Here is a 21,526-nt window from a genome sequence, read left to right on the forward strand (position 1 = left end):
TGTCAAAATATCCTTGGCCGGTGTTGGTGACAATCTCATAGGTGCTTCGAAAGAATAACACAAGAATTCCGAGAGAAATAGGAACGTCAATATTCAGGATGCCGTGACTTAGTCCTTTATAGGCTGATATCAAATAGTCTTTTCCTGAATATAGCAGGGCCGGAAGGGATAAAAGCAACATCAAAGCTCTGAAAAACGGTTTAAATCGATTGAGCCAGTATTCATCCATTTGGAAATATTCAGGAAATGATAACATCATGATATTTCCGAAAGCAAAGCCTGCCACAGCTACCTGATAGATTAATTTTCTGTCTGTTTTTTTATTCTTGACTTCAGCATCATCAAGACTGATATAGGGCTCATATCCAATGGATGCAATTAATTCAACCAATTCTTTTATCGAAATTTCACTTTTTCTGAAAGTAACACGGACTTCTTTTTTAGGAAAATTCACCAAAGCAACTTTTACTCCCGCATTCAACTTCTGTAAATTCTCTAACACCCAAATACATGAGCTGCAATGAATACTTGGAATGTAAAAATTGGCGACAGCTGTTTCCAGATCATCAAATTCAATTAGTTTGGCAGCAATTGCCTCATTATCCAAGTAGTCAAATTTCCCTTTTATTTCGTTAGGAACAGTCCCTGGAGCGCTTTCCAAGTCATAGTAACTAGATAGCTCATGCTGATTTAAAATTTCATAGACCGTTTTACATCCATTACAGCAGAATGCTTTTTGATCAAATTCAATTTTATCTGTTTTACAATCGAGACCGCAGTGGAAGCAGTTATCTTTAGACATAGATCCTTTGGAAAAGTGGGTAAATTTCTTATAAAAAAACTACATAAAAAAATGAATGGTATTAGAATTTATATAAATTTGTAAGAAATAAAGGTGAATTTATGAGAGCAGAATGCGAAAAATGTGTCATTAGAGACTTAAACTCCTTGAACTCTGTTACTGCAGTAGAACTAAAAGAAATTGCAAAGAAAAAATCAACGCTCCACATTCAGAAAGGTGAAGTGATTTTTAGTGAGGGTACTTCCTTAAGAGGTGTTTATTGTCTGAGGAATGGGAAATGTAAGCTGACCAAATTAGCGCCAAATGGGAAAGAGCAAATTGTGCGATTTATCAGGAAAGGAGAATTAGTGGGACATAGGTCTGTTATAAGTAATTCAGTGGCGCATCTAACCGTGACAGCGTTGGAAGAAATGGATGTTTGTTTTATTCCGAAAAATGAAATCATTGAATTGTTTAAAAATAATTCAGAGTTTTCTTTGGAGATCACCAGATCTTTAGCGGAAGACCTTGATGAAGCGAATTCATCTATTGCCAACATGGCACAGAAAAATGTAAGAGAGAGATTGGCAGAATCTCTTTTGTTTTTTGAGAGAATATTTGGTGTGGATAATGAAGGCTATATTTCAGTGACATTAACCAGAGAAGAGATTGCAAATGCCATTGGAACAGCAACAGAATCTACAATTCGATTACTGTCTGAATTTAAAAAAGAAGGCTATATTTCGTTGGCAGGGAAAAAGATACGCATCGAAAATAAAATAAAATTACAGCATCTTACTGAAGGATATTGATTTTGTATAAACGAAAAAAAAGCCCTTTTCAATTTGAAAAGGGCTTTTTTTTGATCCTCATACAGCGTTTCAACTCATAGAGGTAATCGTTTCTTTTATGATACGGATACAGTCCATAAGTTGCTCTTCGTTAATGACCAAAGGAGGTGCAAAACGAATAATATTACCATGTGTTGGTTTGGCCAATAAACCATTGTCTTTTAACTTTACACAGATATTCCAGGCAAGATCACTTTCTTCAGTGTCATTGATGACAATGGCATTCAATAAACCTTTTCCACGTACTAAGGTGACAAGTTCATTTTCTGCGATAAACAATTCCATTTCGGCTCTGAATAATTTACCTAATTTATCCGCGTTTTCGGCAAGATTTTCATCTCGAATGACCTCCAGAGCCTCCATCGCCACAGCTGCTGCAATTGGATTTCCTCCAAAGGTAGATCCGTGAACACCCGGTTTGATGACTTCCATGATAGGGTCATCTGCAAGTACCGCTGATACTGGATAGGCTCCTCCGCTCAAAGCCTTGCCTAATATTAATATGTCTGGTTTTACCTCTGGTGTCTGTGAACAGTTTTTATCTGCACAGGCGCAATTCCCGCAAGTGGCCAGCAACCTTCCGGTTCTGGCAATACCCGTTTGAACTTCATCTGCGATAAAAAGAACCTCATTATCAGCACAGATTTTTCTCGTTTTTGTCAGATAATCTTCGTCAGGAACGAATACACCTGCTTCGCCTTGAATAGGCTCCACTAAAAATCCTGCGATATGGTCATTTTCTCTAATGGCTTTTTCAAGCGCATCAGCATCATTGTATGGAATTTTAATAAACCCCGGCGTATAAGGGCCAAAATTCCTTTTCGCCGTTTCATCATTAGAAAATGAAATAATCGTCGTTGTTCTTCCATGGAAGTTGTTTTCACAAACGATGATGGTGGCTTTTTCTTCTGGAATACCTCGTTTTTCATACGCGTATTTTCTACAAAGCTTAATAGCTGTTTCAACCGCTTCAGCACCCGTATTCATAGGTAATACCTTGTCAAATTTGAAATATTCACTCATGAATTTTTCATACACACCAAGCTGATCGTTGTAAAACGCTCTTGAGGTCAAGGTTAATTTTGCTGCCTGTTCCTGCAGTTTGTTTACGATCCTTGGATGACAGTGCCCTTGATTAACAGCTGAATAGGCTGATAAAAAATCATAGTATTTTTTACCTTCAACGTCCCAAACATAAACACCTTTTCCTTTTTGAAGTACTACCGGTAGCGGGTGGTAGTTATGTGCCCCGTACTTATCTTCTAGCGCTATCGCCTCTTTCGAAGATTGATTGTCTTTTACTAACATAAAATTAGAATTGAACACCCTGGTTCAGAATAAACACCAAGGTTGAATTATACATGTACAATTCCTGCTTGTGGAGAGAAATCATCCTGGTAGAGGCAAAAATAACTAAATTTTTGTACAATCAATGGAATATCATGACAGTGGCAACAAAAAATCGGTTTATGTCATTGATAGTGTTTAAAAGTTTATTTTTAACAGAAATTATTGAATGAATTATTTAGCTCATATATATTTGTCACAGGATCATGAAATGATTACCATTGGTAATTTTATGGCGGATCATATTAAAGGAAACAAGTATAAAAAGTTCCCGGCTGAATTACAAAAGGGAATACTATTACACAGGCAAATCGATTCATTTACAGATACACATGAGATAGTAAAAATAAGCAAGAGGCGATTGAATGATCGGTATGGACTCTACCGGGGTGTTGTGATCGATATCTTTTATGATCATTTTCTGGCAAAAAACTGGCAGGACTATTCTGAGATTCCACTTTCTGAATACACTCAAAATTTTTACGCAATCCTTAACAAAAACTTTGATTATTTACCTGATAAGATACAGCATATGTCAACCTATTTGATCAGAGATAATTGGTTGTTGAGCTATGCCAGATTAGAAGGAATTCAAAGCGTGCTCGAAGGAATGAACCGCAGAACAAAAAACAGAGGACAAATAGATATGGCTATTTATGATCTGGAATCAAATTATAAGGATTTTAAAAATGATTTTGTTTTATTCTTTGACGATCTGGTGAGCTTTAGCAATAAAAAATTAAAAGAGATTAATGAGACTTATGATTCGTTGTGATATCAGGCGCTGGGCCGCCTGCTGTTATCTGGGGAGTTTATTCCTGTTATGTATTCAATGCGATACAAAGCCTTTGATGATTAAAAAACAGCGAGGGCTCATTTCTGACAGTGCCATGGTTGTTAGTGCCCGTCAAGAGGCCTCGGCTATCGGAGCCTCAATTCTAAAAAAAGGAGGGAATGCCTTTGACGCCATGATTGCTACTGACCTTGCATTGACTGTATCATATCCTGTAGCAGGAAATATTGGCGGTGGTGGTTTTATGGTTTTTAGAGACCATAAAGGTAAAACAGGAGCATTGGATTTTCGAGAAAAAGCGCCTCTTGAGGCACACAGAGACATGTATCTTGATGACAATGGCGATTTGATTCCAGGGAAAAGCAGGCTTGGAGCTATGGCAGTGGGTATTCCAGGTACTGTAGCAGCCCTGTTTGAGATTCATAAAAAGTATGGGACATTGCCTTTTTCAGAATTGATTAATCCGGCAATTGAGCTTGCAAATAATGGAGTCATTGTTACTTCTAGGCAGGCAGATGGATTAAATCGGAACAGAGAACAATTTAGAATTGCCAATGCTGACACCATTTTTTTTGACAGGGAATGGGCGGAAGGAGATACTCTCAGGAATCCAAATCTGGCAAAGACCTTTGAAAGAATAAAACAAAATGGAAGAGATGAGTTTTATCAAGGAGAAACAGCTAGAATGATCGTTGATAAAATGAAGTCTTTGGGAGGAATCATTGATTTTGAAGACTTGCTCAAATATGAAGTGGTTTGGAGAAAACCAATCACCTTTGAGTATAAATCGTATCAAATAATTTCCATGCCACCTCCCTCAAGCGGAGGGATTTGTCTTGAACAGTTATTTAAAAGTATCCAGCCATATAACATACAACAGTATGAACATAATTCAGAACCTTACATTCAGCTTATTACGGAGGCAGAGCGACGGGTTTATGCTGATCGAGCCTTCTACTTAGGAGATCCTGATTTTGTTTCGATTCCGATGGAGGTACTTGGGTCAAAAAGCTATAATGAAAAAAGAATGAGTGATTTTTCATGGGAGGCAGCGACTCCTTCCAATGAGGTCTCACATGGAGAAATTGAAGTCATAGAAAGTGATCAGACTACTCATTATTCAATTGTCGATTCCTATGGAAATGCCGTGGCCGTAACCACCACTTTAAATGGGGGCTATGGTTCAAAGGTTTATGTTGAAGAAGGAGGTTTTTTTCTAAATAATGAAATGGATGATCTGAGCGCCAAGGCTGGTAGCCCAAATATGTTTGGGCTTATAGGAGCTGAGGCCAATGCCATAGAACCAGAGAAAAGAATGTTAAGTTCTATGACTCCTACAATCATTGAAAAAGATGGAGAATTGTTAATGGTAGTGGGTTCTCCGGGAGGATCAACTATTATAACAACAGTTTTTCAAACCATTTTAAATGTAATAGAATATGATATGGGGATGGATCAAGCAGTTAGATCCAGTAGATTTCATCATCAATGGTTGCCTGATGAGGTGATTTTTGAGAGAAGTTTTGATACTTTAGCGTTTCAAAACCTGCGCTCAAAAGGCTACAAACTTTTTCAAAGAGAATCGCTTATCATCGGAAAAGTTGATGCAATTTTAGTATTGCCGGATGGTACATTGGAAGGCGGTGCAGACCCAAGAGGAGATGATACGGCGGTTGGTTTTTAATTGATGTAGTTAGTATGAGTAGAATCCACCTTTTTGAATTCGAAGATCAGTCATGGTTTCCTGTTTTTTTAAGAAATTATATGACGGATTTTTTACAGTTTTTAACGAATAAATCAAAGTTGTTTAAACCAGCTGTTCCTATATTGGACAGGCTTTTAAACGAGACAGGGGAAACTCAGTTAGTTGATTTAGGCTCAGGAGGAGGTGGTGGTTTGTTGTGGATCGCGGAAGCGTTAAAAGTGAAGCATCCTGATCTGAGAATTTTGATGACGGATTTATATCCTAATATTGCTGCCTTTGAATACACAAGAGGTAAAAATGATATTTTTTCGTTTAGAGAAGATGCTATTGATGCAAGGAATGTTCCTAATGATGTAAAGGGCATAAGAACACAATTTTTATCCTTACATCATTTTAGGCCGGCTGAAGCCAAAGCTATTTTGCAAAATGTAATTGATAATAAAGGTGCTATAGCCATATTTGAAGGGCAGGAGAGAAGTATACCCAGCCTACTGGCAATGATATTTTCACCTATTACGGTGCTATTGGTAACACCTTTTATCAAGCCATTCTCTCTTGGTAGAATTTTGTTTACCTATATCATTCCACTAGTGCCCATAGTTGTTTTTTGGGATGGAATCGTTTCGTCTTTAAGAACGTATTCGGTACAGGAAATGCAGGAATTAGTGGCGGGTCTGAAGGATGCCGATCTTTACGATTGGGAAATTGGAAGAGTGGCGTCGGGACCAGGAGTTAATTTATATATAACAGGAAGATTAAAATAAAGAAAAATGAAAAAACACAAAGGAAAACACACCCTGTGTATTCATGAAGGTCAAATAGAAGATACACAATTCGGAGGATCTGTTTCTCCCATTTTTATGGCAACATCCTATCCGTTTTTGGATGTGGAAGAGAAACGATATCCAAGGTATTTAAATACACCAAATCAAGAAGTTATTGCCAATAAATTGGCGGCTCTTGAAAACACAGAAAAAGCCTTGCCTTTTTCAAGTGGCATGGCAGCGATAACTTCCAGTTTGTTTGCATTTTTACAAAGTGGCGATCATGTTGTCTTTCAAAATGAAATTTATGGTGGAAGTCATCATTTGGTGATGGAGGAGTTTTCAAGATTTGGTATTGAATTTTCGTTTACAAAAGGATTGTTGCTGGAAGATTTTGAAAGAGAACTAAGACCGAATACCAAGGTGATTTATATTGAAACGCCTTCAAACCCTTTATTGAGTATTACGGATATAAAAGGCATTGCAAAACTGGCTCAAAAGAGCGGAATAATAAGTATGATAGACAATACATTTGCTTCGCCTTTGAATCAAACACCATTGGATTTTGGCATAGATCTTTCGATCCACAGTGCTACCAAGTACTTAAGCGGACACAGTGATATTAGTGCCGGTATTGTGGCAGGAAGAAAAGAACTGATTGATAAAGTGCTGTTTAAAGCCCGTAATTTTGGAGGGAACCTTAGTGAATTCATGTGCTTTTTACTCGAAAGAAGTATTAAAACATTGGGTGTTCGAATTGAGAAGCATAATTCAAATGCACAGTTTATTGCGGAGAGCCTTGAAAGCAATGAGGCGATAAAAAGGGTTTATTATCCGGGATTGAAATCTCATAAGGATCATGAATTGGCCAAATCTCAGATGCATGGATTCGGAGGCATGCTATCTTTTGAATTGCATGAAAACATGGATGCAGGAGCGTATCAAAAAAGATTACAAATGATCAAGCCGTCCATGAGTTTGGCAGGAGTGGAATCTACGATTATTCAGCCGAGCCTTACTTCCCATGCCTTACTTTCTCCAGAAGAAAGAAAAACTCAGGGTATTTCAGATAATTTGTTGCGATTATCCGTTGGAATTGAGAATAAAGAGGATATATTAAATGACCTGATTCAAGCTATAAAACTGTAATGATGAAAAAATTAGATATATTGGCCATAGGTGCACATCCCGATGATGTGGAGTTGGGCTGTTCAGCTACTTTGGTAAAAGAGATTTCAAGAGGGAAACAGGTGGGAGTTTTAGACTTGACCCGGGGAGAACTGGGAACACGTGGCTCGGCAGAAATAAGAGATCAGGAAGCAGCCAAAGCGGCAAAGGTCATGGGACTGAGTGTTCGTGAAAACCTTGGTTTTAAAGATGGATTTTTTGTGAATGACGAAACCCATCAAAAAGCTGTGATTGAAATTATTAGAAAGTATCAACCAGACATTGTATTGTGCAATGCCATACAAGACAGGCATATTGATCATGGCAAGGGCAGTAAACTGGTTTCAGACGCCTGCTTTCTGGCAGGACTGCGAAAAATAGAAACATATCATAATGAAGAGCCACAGGAAGCATGGAGGCCCAAACAGGTGTATCATTATATACAGTGGGAAAACATCAAACCCGATTTCGTGGTGGATGTTACTGGTTTTATGGATAAAAAAATGGAGGCGGTAAAAGCGTATGCTTCACAGTTTTATGATCCCAAATCAAATGAGCCGGTGTCGCCAATTACGAGTAAAAACTTTTTGGACAGCATCCATTACAGGGCACGGGATCTGGGAAGGATTATCGGGAAGGAAAGTGCTGAAGGCTTTACTGTAGAGAGATTTGTAGCTGTTGATCACCTTGATCAATTGATTTAGATGCTTGTGTTGCGTTTGGATGTTTTTAATTCTTTCTCTCATTTACGACGAAAAAAGATGCTTCGTTTTGTCCAGAGAAATTCATTAATAAAATTTTATTTTTTGTTTGAAGAAGTGGTTAAATAGATTATATTTGCACCCGAATTTGTATCAAGTGAATTCGGTTTATCACGGTGGTTGTAGCTCAGTTGGTTAGAGCATCGGTTTGTGGTACCGAGGGTCGCCGGTTCGAGCCCGGTCTTCCACCCAAATTAAAAAGCGTTCAATTTTATTGAACGTTTTTTTTTGATTTATACCTAAGGGTTTGTTAATCTTTTGCATAAAGATTCATAATTCCAATATTTTGAATATTTTTGCGGTCTTAAAATTATTTGAAAAATGAAGAAGTTATTTAGTCTGGCCCTTATAGGATTGATGGGATTTACCACCTTTGCACAAGCAGGGAGTGCCGATGCCATAAAAACTGAAAAAGAAGTAATAGAAAATGCGAAGGCGATGGGTGACCCTTCAGTAGTAACCTACAGCATGTATAAACTGATTGCTTTAGAAGGTGCGAACAGCACGTATAAAGATAGTTTGGCCTATATTTATTTTTCTTCAAGAAAATATGGCTCTTGTTTTTTAATGTCCACTGAAGTTTTAAAAAGAGATCCGAAAAATGAAGCTATTCTTGAATTAAAGGCAATTTCTTTGGAATCACTGGGTGCCATTGATAAGGCAATGGAGTCTTATGATGAGTTATTTACACTTTCTAATAATAATTACCACGGATATAGTTTGGCTAAATTACAGTTGGCCATGAAGAAAAATGATGAAGCCTATGCCACGATTAAAAAGGTAGAAACACTGAACGATTCAGGAAATTATAAGGTAACCTTTACGATTAATCAAAATCATACACAACAAGTTGAATTACTCGCTGCCATTCCTTACCTGAAAGGATTGATTGAAGAGAAGCTTGAAAAACCAGCTGAGGCAAAACTAAGTTATGAAAAGGCCTTAAAGGTTCAGGCAGATTTTGTCTTGGCCAAAGAAAAATTGGAGTTACTGAATTAAGCTTTTAGTTTTTCTTTCAAATAGCTGGCAGTATAGGAATTTTTGTTTTTTATAAGATCTTCTGGGACTCCTTCAGCTACTACATTTCCACCTTTCTTGCCACCTTCTGGTCCAAGATCTATGATATAGTCTGCACATTTAATAAGGTCAAGATTATGTTCTATAACAATGATGGAATGCCCTTTGTCTATGAGCGCATTGAACGATTTTAAGAGTTTTTTAATATCGTGAAAATGGAGCCCGGTTGAAGGTTCATCAAAAATAAAGAGCGTCTTTTCTTTGCTGCTTCCTTTTACTAAAAAGGAGGCCAGCTTTATTCTTTGGGCTTCTCCTCCGGACAGGGTAGAAGAGGCCTGGCCTAATTGTACATACCCCAAACCTACGTCTTGTAAAGGCATTAGTTTATTTACTATTTTGTATTGATCATGTTCTGTGAAAAATGCAATTGCCTCATCGACAGTGGTCTGTAGGATATCATTGATGTTTTTTCCTTCATAGTTTATTTCAAGAACTTCCTTTTTAAACCTTTTTCCTTTACAAGTCTCGCATTCGAGATGCACATCTGCCATAAACTGCATTTCTATGGTGACTTCTCCTTCACCTTTACACGTGTCACATCTCCCACCATCTACATTAAAAGAAAAAAACTTAGCCTTATATCCTCTCATTTTAGCAAGTTTTTGATCCGTAAAAAGCCCTCGGATGTCGTCATAGGCTTTGATATAAGTTACTGGATTTGAACGGCTGGATCTACCTATTGGGTTCTGGTTCACAAATTCAATGTTTTGAATGCTGTCAATATCTCCATTAACTTCAGAATATTGTCCTGGTTTTTCCCCGTATTTATGGATGATCTTTTGGAGTGCCGGATACAAAATATTCCGAATCAGTGTACTTTTTCCACTTCCCGAAACTCCGGTGATCATCGTTAAAGAATTTAGCGGAAGCGAAACGTCTACATTTTTTAAATTATTGGCCCGCGCACCAATAATATTTATTTTCTTTTTACCGATGCGTCTTTTTGATGGAATTTCAATTTGTAATTTTCCATTCAAATATTTTGCTGTTAATGAATCTGCTTTTAAAATCTGATTGAAGTTACCCTCAGCGACCAGTTCACCGCCAAAACTTCCTGCTTCAGGACCAATATCAATGACGTGGTCCGCCACACGAATAATTTCTTCATCATGTTCAACAACAATCACAGTGTTTCCCAGGTCTCTTAATTTGAATAAAACATTGATCAGTTTTTCTGTATCCCTCGAATGCAGACCTATACTTGGTTCGTCCAGAATATACATGGAGCCCACAAGACTGCTTCCCAAAGAAGTGGCCAGGTTAATACGTTGGCTTTCTCCTCCCGAGAGCGTATTAGAATTTCTGTTAAGTGTTAAGTAATTTAATCCAACGTCATTTAAAAACGCTAAACGATTCCTTATTTCTAAAAGTAATCTTTTAGCAATGGCATTTTCCGATTCATCCAGTGCTAAGTTTTTGAAGAATTCCAAAATTTCGTCAATAGGCAGATCAACCAATTGGCTAAGGTCTTTACCATGTACCTTTACATAGGTAGCTTCTTTTCGTAATCTTTTACCTTCACAACTCGTACATTTGGTTTTACCTCTGTATCTCGAGAGCATGACCCTGTATTGAATTTTATAACTCTTTTCTTCGAGATGCTTAAAAAAGGCATTTAGACCATTGAAATATGTATTGCCTGTCCAGAGCAGTTCCAGTTGTTCATCACTCAATTCAAAGAGTGGTTTGTGAATTGGAAAATCAAATTTATAGGCGTTTAAAACAAGATCATCCTTATAGGCTTTAAAGGAGTCACTTTTCCAGGGCAGAATGGCATCATCGTATATGGAAAGCGATGTATTTGGAATTACAAGGTCCCTGTCGATACCAATGATATTACCATATCCCTCACATTTATTACAGGCACCATACGGATTGTTAAAGCTAAAGAAGTGAACATTTGGTTCCAGGAAGGTCATTCCGTCTAATTCAAACTTATTACTAAAGGATATTCTTTTCTTTGTGTCAATGCTTTCCAGCACACATTCTCCTTTTCCTTCATAAAAGGCTGTTTGTATAGAATCGGCAACCCTGTTGTAAAAATCTTCGTCATGTTGTACAACGATTCTATCGACCACCAGCCATAGCTTTTGTTTCGGGGCTGGTATAAACTTATCAATTCGCATAATCTTGTCATTGACCATCAGTCTGGAAAAGCCTTGTTGTTTCAAAATGTTGATGATGGTGTCTATATCTTTTCCTTTCTCTATAATAATAGGAGCCAGCAAGACAAGCTTGCTTCCTGCTTTGAGTGTTTTAATATGATTTAAGACATCTCTGACAGTATCCTTTTTTACTTCATTACCGGAAACTGGCGAGTAGGTTTTGCCAATCCTGGCGTATAATAACTTCAAATAGTCATAAACTTCTGTAGTTGTACCTACCGTAGAACGCGGATTCGTACTGTTTACTTTCTGCTCAATAGCGATTGCGGGTGATATTCCCTTGATAGAAGTAACCTTTGGCTTATTTAACTTACCTAGAAATTGTCTTGCATAAGAAGACAAACTTTCTACATATCTACGCTGACCTTCGGCATATAAGGTGTCAAATGCAAGGCTGGATTTCCCGGATCCGGACAATCCGGTAAGCACAACAAGCTTATTTCTGGGAATTTTTACATTTAAATTCTTCAAATTGTGTAAAGAAGCGCCTGTTATTGTGATAAAATCTTTAAAATCGCTGTTTTTCAAGGTGTTACGTGTGTTTTGAATTCAAGAGTCTACAAATATACTGAGGTTTTTTTGTTAAAAAAAGAGGGTAAAATGTTAAAAGAAATAAAATATTTTGCAAAAAAATTTGTTTATAAGAAATAAATGTGTTTATATTTGTCCAGAGACTTATTGAAACTTAGACTAGTCTCCCCTAACGATTTATTAATTTAAAAATTTTTGCATATAGTATAGTTCTACTTTTCATAACAATAATCAAACGAAGCTGAATTAGTATTAAAGCTTCACTTAAAAAAGGGGAATTATGCACAATCAAAAATTAGACGATAGCGTCTTAGTTAGTAACTACATTGCAGGAAATGAGAGATGTTTAGAAATCTTAATCTTGCGTCACAAACAAAGAATTTTCAGTTTTATTTATTCAAAAGTACAAGATAGAGATGTCGCTGATGATATTTTTCAGGATACTTTTATTAAAGTGATCAATACTTTAAAAATGGGTAAATACAATGAAGAAGGTAAGTTTTTACCTTGGACAATGCGAATCGCACACAACCTTATTATTGATTTCTTCAGAAAAGGAAACAGAATGCCTACTTTTCAGAATACAGACGAATTTGATATTTTTTCAGTATTGAGTGACAACTCTTTAAGTGCAGAAGGAAAAATCATCAAGAATCAAATTCATGAAGATGTAAAGAAATTAGTTGAGGAATTGCCAGAAGACCAAAGAGAGGTTCTTATGATGAGAATTTTTAAGGACATGAGCTTTAAGGAGATTTCTGAGCAAACGAACGTTAGTATTAATACAGCCCTAGGAAGAATGAGGTATGCCTTGATCAACTTAAGGAAAATGATTGACAACAATAATATTATTTTAACAAACTAATTTAAAGTTTTTTAATCTTTGTGCAATAATATTTATTTTTGTTCGTTATCTTATTAATCCCTAAAAAATTATAAGATTTATGGCAAAACTTTACACTGAAAGATTTTTCAAAGAAAAACTTGACCCGAGCACTGAAACGGTTTCATTTTTACTAAATTATTCGAAATCGATAAAGTCGGTCAAGACGGAAAAAGAAAGCTTAATGTTTCATTTGAATTAATCGGAAAAAGCTCTTAATATGATATTAAGAGCTTTTTTTATGTCAAATTTTTCCTTCCGATTGTTTTAGTAATAATATCCTTATCTCTATTCCAGCCTCTGGCAGGAGAGTATTCGCGACCGTAGTAGATAATTTGAAGATGCAATTTGTTCCAAAGTTCTTCAGGAAACAAACGTCTGGCATCTTTTTCGGTCTGAACCACATTTTTTCCCGTACTTAAATTCCAACGATACATCAAACGATGAATATGTGTATCTACAGGAAAGCTTGGAACACCAAAAGCCTGGCTCATGACGACCGAAGCGGTTTTATGACCTACAGCAGGAAGTTCTTCTAATAATTCAATTTTATCAGGAACCTGTCCGTTGTATTTATCGATTAAAATGTGGGACAAGCCGTAAATTCCTTTTGATTTCATAGGGGAGAGTCCAACGGGTTTGATGATTTCCCTTATTTCTTCGACACTTAAGGTGATCATTTCAAATGGATTGTCAGCTCTTTCAAAAAGGAGCGGTGTGATTGTATTCACCCTTGCATCTGTACTTTGAGCCGAAAGAAGGACGGCAATCAACAAGGTATAGGGATCTTTATGATCTAATGGAATTGGAGGAGACGGGTAGAGTGATTCCAAGGTGTCGATTACGAATTGAACCCTTTCTGATTTATTCATTTTTCAGTATTTTTGAGTAAAAATACAAATAATGACAACATTACAAATAGGGGACAAGGCTCCCGATTTCAAAGCAAAAGATCAATATGGTAAAACCATTGAGTTAAAGGACTTTAAAGGAAAAAAAGTAGTACTGTTTTTTTATCCCAAGGCCAGCACACCAGGATGTACGGCTGAGGCCTGTAATTTAAGAGATAACTATCAGAGTTTTCAAAGTAAGGGATATGAGGTGATTGGAGTAAGTGCGGATTCTGAAAAACGCCAGTTGAATTTTAGCAACAAACAGGAATTACCTTATTCTTTGTTGGCTGATGAAGAAAAAGAAGTGATTATGGCTTATGGTGTTTGGGGACCAAAGAAATTTATGGGTAGAGAATATGATGGAATTCACAGAACTACCTTTGTTATAGATGAAAATGGCAGGATTGAAGATGTCATTCAAAAGGTAAAGACCAAAGACCACACAGCACAGATATTATAGCATCAAAAAGGGCGGTAAACACCGCCCTTTTTTATTTTGTTTTATTTTTCATTTCATGTTTTCTGCGACTATAGCCAAATAATCTTTTGTCCTTGATTATTTTTGCTACACCCTCCGGCAGCATTTCTTCCCAGCCATTTTTTCCATCTACGATCATTTTAAATGCTTTCCTCGAGAAAATCTCTAATATCTCAGGATCAAATTTGGTAATATCTGCGATTCGACCGTTGAATTTGAAATATTTATACAATTCTTTCATCCTTGGATGAACCTTCAAACTTTTACTCGTAATGATTTCTCCGGTTTCAAGATCTTTCAACGGATATAGATAAACTTTTAAATCTTTATAGAATAGTTTGCCAAAAGCTTCAAGCACACCACCACTCAGGTCACGGTAATACTTTTCATCAAAGATCTGGATCAGGTTATAAACACCCATTGCTAAGCCCATCCGTGCCTTGGTGAATTCAGAGAAATAATCAACCAGTTTGTAATACTCCTGGAAGTTAGTAATCATTACGGTTTGTCCAAGAGAGCAGAGTAGTTCGGCTCTGTCCAAGAAATCACGTTCATTGATTTTACCTTCAGATCGCAAGTTGGCCAGGGTAATTTCAAAAATCACATGGGTGTTTTTTTCAGTCACTCTTTTGTCTGAAAAAAACATTTTCTTGGCTTCCTCATACATTTCCATATTCACCCTTGTTACAGGTCTGTAACTACCCCGTAAGGCAAGTATGTTTTTCTTATATAACTGCTGCGCAGGAAGGAGGTTATTACCATCGGGCCCGAACATTACCGCATTGGTCATGCCGTTTTTAAGTAGATGCAGACTCATCAATCGGTTGTCCACATACATAAATCTCGGTCCTGAAAAATCAACCATGTCTACCTCAATGGTATCATTGTCTATATTGTCATAAAAAGATTTTAAAAGATCTTTAGGACTGTCGTTTAAATAGAAAGCACCATAGATAAGGTTGGCTCCTAATACGCCAAGAGTCTCCTGTTGTAATTTAGAATCTGTTTGCTTAAACCGAACATGCAAGACAATTTCATTGTAGTCTTCCAAAGCATCCATCTGAAATCGAATTCCTACCCAGCCATGTCCTTTGAAATTTTTAGCAAAATCTATTGTGGTAACAGTATTTGCATAAGAAAAGAAAATCTTATTCGGATGTTTATCACGATTCAATCGATCTTCTATCAACTCTACCTCATGACGCAGCATTTTTCTTAAACGCGATTCCGTCACATATCTGCGATCAGTTTCAATACCATAAATCGCATCAGAAAAATCTTTATCATAGGCCGACATCGCTTTCGCAATTGTTCCCGAAGCACCACCTGCTCTAAAAAAATGTCGAACAGTTTCTTGTCCCGCACCAATTTCTGCGAAAGTTCCGTAAATATGTTCATTCAAGTTAACACGAAGTGACTTTTGTTTCACCGAAAGAACGTGTTCAAGTTCTTTATCACCTTTGATAAATCTCATCCTGCTTATTTTTTAACAAATATACTCAAGATTTAAAGAGTATAAAGATTTTGCTTTAAAAATTTAGCGCTGAATAGAATCCTATTTAACGGTGCTTTTTACATGTTTTTTAATTCTTGAACCAGCTTGGTAAGCACATCTTTGGCATCACCAAACAGCATGGATGTTTTTTGATTAAAGAATAGTTCATTTTCGATTCCTGCATACCCGGGATTCATACTTCTTTTATTGATAATGATGCTTTTTGCATTGACCACTTCTAATATAGGCATCCCGTAAATTGGACTGGCCGGATCGTTGTGAGCCGCCGGATTTACTACATCATTGGCACCAACCACGAGCACGGCATCCGTATTTTGGAATTCTGAATTAATGTCATCCATCTCGATTAATTTGTCATAATCCACGTTCGTTTCTGCCAACAATACATTCATGTGACCAGGCATTCTTCCAGCAACCGGATGAATGGCATATTTCACTTTGACACCTTTTTTCTCTAATAATACCTCAAGTTCATGGATCACATGTTGAGCCTGAGCGACGGCTAAACCGTAACCGGGAACAATGATCACCTGGTTGGCATAATTCATCAAAATAGCTGCATCACTCGGCGTTGTCTTTTTGATACTGCCTTGTGATGTTTGTTTTGAAGCATCGCTTCCTGTAGTTCCTTCTCCGAAAGCACCAAATATAACGCTGGCCAAAGGACGGTTCATGGCATCACACATGGCAAAAGTTAAAATAGTTCCCGCAGATCCCACCAGGATACCCCCTGTGAGCATGACCATATTTCCATAAAGGAAACCTCCAAATGCAGCTGCCAATCCAGTAAAGGAATTTAACAGTGAAATAACAACAGGCATATCTGCCCCTCCAATAGGCATCACGAAAAGAACACCATAAGCCAGCGCGGCAAAGAAAAGCAGGTATAGAAACAACTGACTGTCAGCTCCTGTTAACACAATGAAGGTGGCAAAGGCAAGAATTGCCACCAGAATAACATTGTTCAATATGTTGTATGCAGGAAGTCGGATCGGTTTGTTCAAGGTTCCGTTTAGTTTTCCCCAGGCGATCATACTCCCTGAAAAAGAAATACTACCAATAATAACCCCTGCTAAAATGGTAAAGATCGAGATTTGGTCTCCCGTGTAGTGGCTGAATTCAATCAACCCTATGAGAGCTGCACTTGCGCCTCCCATTCCGTTGAACAGTGACACCAGTTCAGGCATTTTTGTCATATCCACTTTTTTGGCAACGCCCCAGCCAATAATGGTTCCGATGGCAATGGCAATGGCGATTAAAATATAGATAAGGCTGGCCACTTCTCCCTTATATAAAAATATGGTTCCAAAGATGGCAAGTCCCATTCCAAAAGCCGCAATCAAGTTTCCTTTACGCGCAGTTTCAGGATGTCCGAGCATTTTGAGCCCCATGATATAAGTGACAGAGGCAATCAAATAGATGATTTCTAGACTGAATAGATATTCCATTATTTTTTCTTTTTAAACATTTCTAACATGCGATCGGTAACTACAAAGCCACCCACCACGTTTAAAGTTCCCAGTAGCACCGCTACAAAACCAAGTGACAGCGCCAGAATATTATCTGGTTCAGTACCGAGCATCACCAAAATCGCACCGATAATTACGACCCCGTGTATGGCATTGGCCCCGGACATAAGGGGTGTATGTAAAACGGCAGGAACATGCCCAATAACTTCAACACCTACAAAAATCATAAGAATGACGATGTAGATCATTTGAAGGTTTTCACTTATTAATTCTATTATTAGATTCATAGTTACATATTTAAGTTTTTCGAATGACCCCTTCTTTCACAATTAAGGTTTCATCAGTTATCTCGTCTTCTAAATCGAATTTAAATTCATTATTTTCAGTTAGAAACATGATGAAGTTATACATATTTTTTGCATATAGGTCACTGGCATTTGTTGATACGCTTTCCGGGGCAATGGTTGTTCCAATGATTTTTACGCCATTTTTTATCACTGCCTTATTCATTTTACTCAGTTCGCAGTTACCTCCTTGTGCGGCAGCAAGATCTATAATAACCGCGCCATTTTTCATTTCTAAGACTTGTTCCTCCGTGATCAATACCGGAGACTTTCTGCCCGGTACCATGGCTGTAGTAATCACCAAGTCTGCTTTGAACAGAGAGGCATCAACTGCTTCTTTTTGACGTTTTGCATATTCGTCAGAAGCGGCTTTGGCATATCCGTTTTCGGATGCTTCATCATCCGCTTCTACAGTGATGAACTTGGCTCCTAATGATTCTGCCTGCTCTTTTGTCTCCATTCTAATGTCCGTTGCTTCTACAATAGCTCCGAGTCTTTTTGCAGTAGCGATGGCTTGCAGACCAGCCACCCCGATTCCATAAATGAGAACTCTGGAAGGGGTAATGGTTCCGGCTGCGGTCATCATTAAAGGAAATATTTTTGTCATTTCATAGGCTCCTTTTATCACGGCCTTATAACCAGCCAGATTGCTCTGAGAACTTAAAACATCCATGTCCTGTGCACGAGAAATTCTGGGCAAGGTATCCATTGAGAAAATGGTGGCTCCTTTATCAGCAATTTTCTGAACAATTTCAGGGTGTGATTTGTGAAAAAGCTGGCAGATTAAAATATGATGACTGTCTACTAATTTTAAGCCATCTTCATCAAAGGGATTTATTTTAATTAATACATCACTGTCTTTATAAACAGCTCCTCTTTTTTCTACACGTGCTCCCGCTTTTCGATAGTAGGAATTTTTAAATTTTGACGATGCGCCGGCATCATCTTCCACAATAACCGTAAATCCATTATCTACTAATTGCTTAGCAATTCTCGGTGAAATTGAAACTCTTTTTTCACTGGATTCAGTTTCTTTTAAGATACCTAATTTCATACCCATAATTTTGATTTGTCATTAAAATTACCTTTTATTTTAGCCTTAAATACTGATATATATCACTTTGTAACCTCTCGAACTATTCAAATTTCCCAGAGCAAATTACATGATTTATCATTGTTATAGTGAATATAAAAAAAGATTGGCGATTCCTTGTCATTCAACAGATATCCATAAGAATTATCGACATTTAATGTTAAATTAGCAGGAAAAATTATTTGTATGAAAATTACCTTTTTAGGTACTGGAACGTCCCAGGGTATTCCGATTATTGGATCTAAACACGAAGTGTGTTTATCAACAGATCCCAAAGACAAAAGATTGAGGTCATCGGTGTTGCTGGAGTGGGAGGAGGCAAGTTATGTAATAGATTGCGGGCCTGATTTCAGACAGCAATTGCTGAGAGCGGGCGTGGACCATTTGGATGGTATTTTATTTACACATTTTCATGCGGACCATACGGCAGGATTGGATGATGTCAGACCTTTTTCGCAAAGAGACGGGGAGGTTGATTTTTATTGCGATACAAGAGTAGCGGCAAATTTACGAGAACGATTTGCGTATATTTTTGCCACAGAAAACAGGTATGCGGGGGCTCCAAAGGTTTCTCTTAATATTATTGATGATAGCTCCATGGAGTTAAAAGGTAAAAAAATAGAACCAATCGAGGTGATGCATGGTAGGCTTCCGATTTTAGGATTTAAAATTGAAAAATTTGCCTATATCACAGATGCTAAAACCATTGAGGCATCAGAAAAGGAAAAATTAAAAGATTTGGATATCCTTGTCATAAATGCCTTACGCAAGGATCCCCATCCAACTCATTTTAACTTAGAGGATGCCCTGAATTTTATTGAAGAATTAAAGCCTAAAAAAGCCTATCTGACGCATATCAGCAATAGGATGGGCTTTCATGCTGAAGTTTCAAAAGAATTGCCCTCCCATGTTTTTTTAGCCTATGACGGCCTGCAGGTTTCAAGTCAATAAACAGGTTTAGACTTTTTCAAAATCAACAGCTACTACTTTATATTCCGGTGTTAAGGTGTATTCGTCTCCTACGTTTCCAGTGATCATGTTGATGAAAATATCAGGTTGATGAAAGGTGGTTCTGACCACACCCGGTTTTACTAAATACGTGAGCTTGACTGGGATTTCAACACTGCCCCTGTCAGAAAAAATGCGCACTTTGTCATCTGCTGAGATCTCTTTATCGGCGGCATCCAAAGGGTTTATTTCCAGATAATCCATCGGGGAGAGTGATTGGTTATCAGTTCTCCTGGTCATGGTACCGGCATTGTAATGTTCCAACTGCCTTGCGGTTGTCAAAATAAATGGATATTTATTTCGGTGTTCGAGCAATTCAGGAGTTTCTTCAAAATCAAAATGATGAAATTTACCTTTACCACGCTTAAAGTTTCCGTCTTTATGAATAATCTTTGTATCCGTTCCATTCTCCAGAATTGGCCATTGCAGTCCGTTGGTTCCTAATCTGTCCCAGCTAATCCCTTTCATAAAGGGAATAACATCGGCGATTTCTTCCAAAATAAGTGCTGCATCATATATTTTTCCGGTGGGCTGCTCATAGCCCAGTTTATACATCATATCGATAATCATTTGACCATCAGGCTTGGTATTACCGATAGGTTCAACTACTTTATTGACGCGCTGCACCCTTCTTTCTCCATTGGTAAATGTTCCGTTCTTTTCAAAATAGGAACTTGCAGGAAGCACCACATCAGCCATTTCTGCTGTCGCCGACATAAAAAGTTCCTGAACAACCATAATATCTAATTGCTCCATTGCTTTTCTAATATGCATGGTATTCGGGTCGGTCATCAGTGTATCTTCACCCATGATCCACAATGCTTTAAATTTACCGGCAATAGCAGCCTCCAGCATTTCAGGAATTTTTAAGCCTTCTTTTTCCGGCATGCTTGGAATACCATATTTTTCGGCATAGTAATCTTGAATTCCAGGATCGTTTACATCCATATAACCAGCACCTTGATGGGGTTGCACGCCCATATCAGCGGCTCCTTGCACATTGTTTTGTCCTCTTAAAGGGTTTAGACCCACTCCGGGTCGTCCGATATTTCCAGTCATCATGGCGATATTTGATAATAGCATCACCGTTTTACTTCCCTGAAAATGTTCTGTAACACCAAGACCGTGAAATTCCATCGCATTTTTGGCATCTGCATAGGCCAGGGCAGCTTTTCTGACCAGTTCTTTTGATACTGAGGTAATTTCTTCCAGCTCATCCATGTCTAAATCGATCACATGATTGTAAAAGGTTTCATATTGCTCTGTATACTTCTTTATAAATTCTTCACGGACCTTTCCTTCCTTCACAATATAATGCCCCATCATGTTTAACAAGGCGACATTGGTGCCAGGTCTTAATTGCAGGTGATAGGTTGCCAATTTGGCAAGGCTGGTTTTTACAGGATCTACCACAATACTGGGAATTCCCTGCATAAATAATTGTTTTATTTTGGCGCCGGTAACAGGATGAGCTTCCGTTGGGTTTGCTCCAAAAAGAAGGATACAATCGGTTAGATCCAGATCGACAATTGAATTTGTAGCAGCTCCGGTACCAAATGCTTTTTGCATACCATATGCTGTTGGGGCATGACAAACGCGGGCACAACCGTCAATATTATTGGTGTTTAAGGCAACTCTTGTCATTTTTTGCATGAGGTAATTTTCCTCATTGGTGGCCCGTGAAGATGAGATGCAGCCAATGGCATCTTTTCCATATTTATCTCGTACTTGAAGTAATTTTTCAGCTATAAAATCGTAGGCTTCATCCCAGGTAACAACTTCAAAGGATCCGTTTTTTTTGATTAGAGGCTCACGTAAGCGGTCTGGGTGATTGTAAAATTGAAAGGCGAAACGTCCTTTTAAGCAGGTGTGACCTTGATTTACTTCAGCTGATTCAGGG

At 37.8% G+C, this 21,526-nt stretch carries 19 protein-coding genes and 1 tRNA gene; 11 read left to right on the forward strand and 9 right to left on the reverse strand.

The window, feature by feature from the left end:
* A partial coding sequence (locus ACR2MV_RS05660) for a heavy metal translocating P-type ATPase metal-binding domain-containing protein (RefSeq protein WP_434020934.1) occupies nt 1-802 on the reverse strand: 802 nt, incomplete at its 3' end.
* Nucleotides 803-903: 101 nt separating this feature from the next.
* Here ACR2MV_RS05660 and ACR2MV_RS05665 point away from each other — a divergent pair.
* Nucleotides 904-1,593 carry a Crp/Fnr family transcriptional regulator gene (locus tag ACR2MV_RS05665; protein WP_434020935.1) on the forward strand — a complete coding sequence of 230 codons (690 nt, stop codon included), beginning with the start codon at nt 904-906 and terminating at the stop codon, nt 1,591-1,593.
* A gap of 69 nt (nt 1,594-1,662) precedes the next feature.
* Here the strand turns inward: ACR2MV_RS05665 and rocD are convergent, their stop codons facing one another.
* Nucleotides 1,663-2,940 (reverse strand): ornithine--oxo-acid transaminase, encoded by a 1,278-nt coding sequence (gene rocD / locus ACR2MV_RS05670; protein WP_434020936.1) that lies wholly within the window; start codon nt 2,938-2,940, stop codon nt 1,663-1,665.
* Between the two features lie 208 nt (nt 2,941-3,148).
* Between rocD and ACR2MV_RS05675 the strand changes: the two genes are divergently transcribed.
* The 7 genes from ACR2MV_RS05675 (at nt 3,149) to ACR2MV_RS05705 (ending at nt 9,168) form a co-directional block, all read left to right on the forward strand.
* On the forward strand, nt 3,149-3,754 hold the full coding sequence (locus tag ACR2MV_RS05675) for an ACP phosphodiesterase (RefSeq protein ID WP_434020937.1): 606 nt from the start codon (nt 3,149-3,151) through the stop codon (nt 3,752-3,754).
* Entirely contained in the window at nt 3,741-5,456 is a 1,716-nt protein-coding gene (gene ggt, locus ACR2MV_RS05680) for a gamma-glutamyltransferase (protein WP_434020952.1), read from the forward strand. Before ACR2MV_RS05675 ends, ggt begins: the two co-directional genes overlap by 14 nt.
* 14 nt (nt 5,457-5,470) lie before the next feature.
* Nucleotides 5,471-6,241 (forward strand): hypothetical protein, encoded by a 771-nt coding sequence (locus tag ACR2MV_RS05685; RefSeq protein WP_434020938.1) that lies wholly within the window; start codon nt 5,471-5,473, stop codon nt 6,239-6,241.
* Between the two features lie 6 nt (nt 6,242-6,247).
* A complete protein-coding gene (locus ACR2MV_RS05690; RefSeq protein WP_434020939.1) occupies nt 6,248-7,390 on the forward strand; it encodes a trans-sulfuration enzyme family protein in 1,143 nt (380 codons plus the stop codon).
* 2 nt (nt 7,391-7,392) lie between these two features.
* Nucleotides 7,393-8,112, forward strand: a complete 720-nt coding sequence (gene bshB1, locus ACR2MV_RS05695) for a bacillithiol biosynthesis deacetylase BshB1 (protein ID WP_434020940.1) — start codon at nt 7,393-7,395, stop codon at nt 8,110-8,112.
* Nucleotides 8,113-8,284: 172 nt separating this feature from the next.
* Nucleotides 8,285-8,360 (forward strand) — tRNA-His (locus ACR2MV_RS05700).
* Between the two features lie 130 nt (nt 8,361-8,490).
* Entirely contained in the window at nt 8,491-9,168 is a 678-nt protein-coding gene (locus tag ACR2MV_RS05705; protein ID WP_434020941.1) for a hypothetical protein, read from the forward strand.
* Here the strand turns inward: ACR2MV_RS05705 and uvrA are convergent.
* Nucleotides 9,165-11,939 (reverse strand): excinuclease ABC subunit UvrA, encoded by a 2,775-nt coding sequence (uvrA, locus tag ACR2MV_RS05710; RefSeq protein ID WP_434020942.1) that lies wholly within the window; start codon nt 11,937-11,939, stop codon nt 9,165-9,167. The two genes, ACR2MV_RS05705 and uvrA, sit on opposite strands and share 4 nt — an antisense overlap.
* 283 nt (nt 11,940-12,222) lie before the next feature.
* On the opposite strand from uvrA, the gene ACR2MV_RS05715 reads away from it, so the two are divergent.
* Nucleotides 12,223-12,807 carry an RNA polymerase sigma factor gene (locus tag ACR2MV_RS05715; protein ID WP_434020943.1) on the forward strand — a complete coding sequence of 195 codons (585 nt, stop codon included), beginning with the start codon at nt 12,223-12,225 and terminating at the stop codon, nt 12,805-12,807.
* A 257-nt stretch (nt 12,808-13,064) separates the two neighbouring features.
* Here ACR2MV_RS05715 and ACR2MV_RS05720 read toward each other — a convergent pair whose 3' ends face one another.
* Nucleotides 13,065-13,697 carry an endonuclease III domain-containing protein gene (locus ACR2MV_RS05720; protein ID WP_434020944.1) on the reverse strand — a complete coding sequence of 211 codons (633 nt, stop codon included), beginning with the start codon at nt 13,695-13,697 and terminating at the stop codon, nt 13,065-13,067.
* 31 nt (nt 13,698-13,728) lie between these two features.
* Between ACR2MV_RS05720 and bcp the strand changes: the two genes are divergently transcribed.
* Nucleotides 13,729-14,178 (forward strand): thioredoxin-dependent thiol peroxidase, encoded by a 450-nt coding sequence (bcp, locus tag ACR2MV_RS05725; protein WP_434020945.1) that lies wholly within the window; start codon nt 13,729-13,731, stop codon nt 14,176-14,178.
* 31 nt (nt 14,179-14,209) lie between these two features.
* On the opposite strand, the gene ACR2MV_RS05730 is transcribed toward bcp, so the two are convergent.
* The 4 genes from ACR2MV_RS05730 to ACR2MV_RS05745 all read right to left on the reverse strand — a co-directional run bounded on the left by ACR2MV_RS05730 (nt 14,210) and on the right by ACR2MV_RS05745 (nt 18,579).
* Nucleotides 14,210-15,670, reverse strand: coding sequence for a TonB-dependent receptor (locus ACR2MV_RS05730; RefSeq protein WP_434020946.1), 1,461 nt, complete (start codon nt 15,668-15,670; stop codon nt 14,210-14,212).
* A 98-nt stretch (nt 15,671-15,768) separates the two neighbouring features.
* Nucleotides 15,769-17,160, reverse strand: coding sequence for an NAD(P)(+) transhydrogenase (Re/Si-specific) subunit beta (locus ACR2MV_RS05735; RefSeq protein ID WP_434020947.1), 1,392 nt, complete (start codon nt 17,158-17,160; stop codon nt 15,769-15,771).
* Nucleotides 17,160-17,468 (reverse strand): NAD(P) transhydrogenase subunit alpha, encoded by a 309-nt coding sequence (locus tag ACR2MV_RS05740; protein WP_434020948.1) that lies wholly within the window; start codon nt 17,466-17,468, stop codon nt 17,160-17,162. The genes ACR2MV_RS05735 and ACR2MV_RS05740 overlap by 1 nt, the downstream gene beginning before the upstream one ends.
* 10 nt (nt 17,469-17,478) lie before the next feature.
* Nucleotides 17,479-18,579: a Re/Si-specific NAD(P)(+) transhydrogenase subunit alpha gene (locus tag ACR2MV_RS05745; protein WP_434020949.1), complete on the reverse strand. Its 1,101-nt coding sequence runs from the start codon at nt 18,577-18,579 to the stop codon at nt 17,479-17,481.
* 225 nt (nt 18,580-18,804) lie between these two features.
* On the opposite strand from ACR2MV_RS05745, the gene ACR2MV_RS05750 reads away from it, so the two are divergent.
* Complete coding sequence (locus ACR2MV_RS05750; protein WP_434020950.1) at nt 18,805-19,569, forward strand: MBL fold metallo-hydrolase; 765 nt, start codon at nt 18,805-18,807, stop codon at nt 19,567-19,569.
* 6 nt (nt 19,570-19,575) lie between these two features.
* Here the strand turns inward: ACR2MV_RS05750 and fdhF are convergent.
* Nucleotides 19,576-21,526 (reverse strand): formate dehydrogenase subunit alpha (fdhF, locus tag ACR2MV_RS05755; RefSeq protein ID WP_434020951.1); only part of this gene is annotated, 1,951 nt, incomplete at its 5' end.

The sequence above is a fragment of the Lutimonas sp. genome, from assembly GCF_051011215.1.
Lineage (GTDB): Bacteria > Bacteroidota > Bacteroidia > Flavobacteriales > Flavobacteriaceae > Lutimonas.

Coding starts and splice junctions, on each gene's coding strand:
- ACR2MV_RS05720 (WP_434020944.1), bottom strand. CDS start 13,697: ATGAATAAATCAGAAAGGGTTCAATTCGTAATCGACACCTTGGAATCA.
- ggt (WP_434020952.1), top strand. CDS start 3,741: ATGATTCGTTGTGATATCAGGCGCTGGGCCGCCTGCTGTTATCTGGGG.
- ACR2MV_RS05740 (WP_434020948.1), bottom strand. CDS start 17,468: ATGAATCTAATAATAGAATTAATAAGTGAAAACCTTCAAATGATCTAC.
- ACR2MV_RS05685 (WP_434020938.1), top strand. CDS start 5,471: ATGAGTAGAATCCACCTTTTTGAATTCGAAGATCAGTCATGGTTTCCT.
- ACR2MV_RS05750 (WP_434020950.1), top strand. CDS start 18,805: ATGAAAATTACCTTTTTAGGTACTGGAACGTCCCAGGGTATTCCGATT.
- rocD (WP_434020936.1), bottom strand. CDS start 2,940: ATGTTAGTAAAAGACAATCAATCTTCGAAAGAGGCGATAGCGCTAGAA.
- ACR2MV_RS05690 (WP_434020939.1), top strand. CDS start 6,248: ATGAAAAAACACAAAGGAAAACACACCCTGTGTATTCATGAAGGTCAA.
- ACR2MV_RS05745 (WP_434020949.1), bottom strand. CDS start 18,579: ATGAAATTAGGTATCTTAAAAGAAACTGAATCCAGTGAAAAAAGAGTT.
- ACR2MV_RS05675 (WP_434020937.1), top strand. CDS start 3,149: ATGAATTATTTAGCTCATATATATTTGTCACAGGATCATGAAATGATT.
- ACR2MV_RS05735 (WP_434020947.1), bottom strand. CDS start 17,160: ATGGAATATCTATTCAGTCTAGAAATCATCTATTTGATTGCCTCTGTC.
- ACR2MV_RS05715 (WP_434020943.1), top strand. CDS start 12,223: ATGCACAATCAAAAATTAGACGATAGCGTCTTAGTTAGTAACTACATT.
- ACR2MV_RS05705 (WP_434020941.1), top strand. CDS start 8,491: ATGAAGAAGTTATTTAGTCTGGCCCTTATAGGATTGATGGGATTTACC.
- ACR2MV_RS05665 (WP_434020935.1), top strand. CDS start 904: ATGAGAGCAGAATGCGAAAAATGTGTCATTAGAGACTTAAACTCCTTG.
- bcp (WP_434020945.1), top strand. CDS start 13,729: ATGACAACATTACAAATAGGGGACAAGGCTCCCGATTTCAAAGCAAAA.
- bshB1 (WP_434020940.1), top strand. CDS start 7,393: ATGAAAAAATTAGATATATTGGCCATAGGTGCACATCCCGATGATGTG.
- ACR2MV_RS05730 (WP_434020946.1), bottom strand. CDS start 15,670: ATGAGATTTATCAAAGGTGATAAAGAACTTGAACACGTTCTTTCGGTG.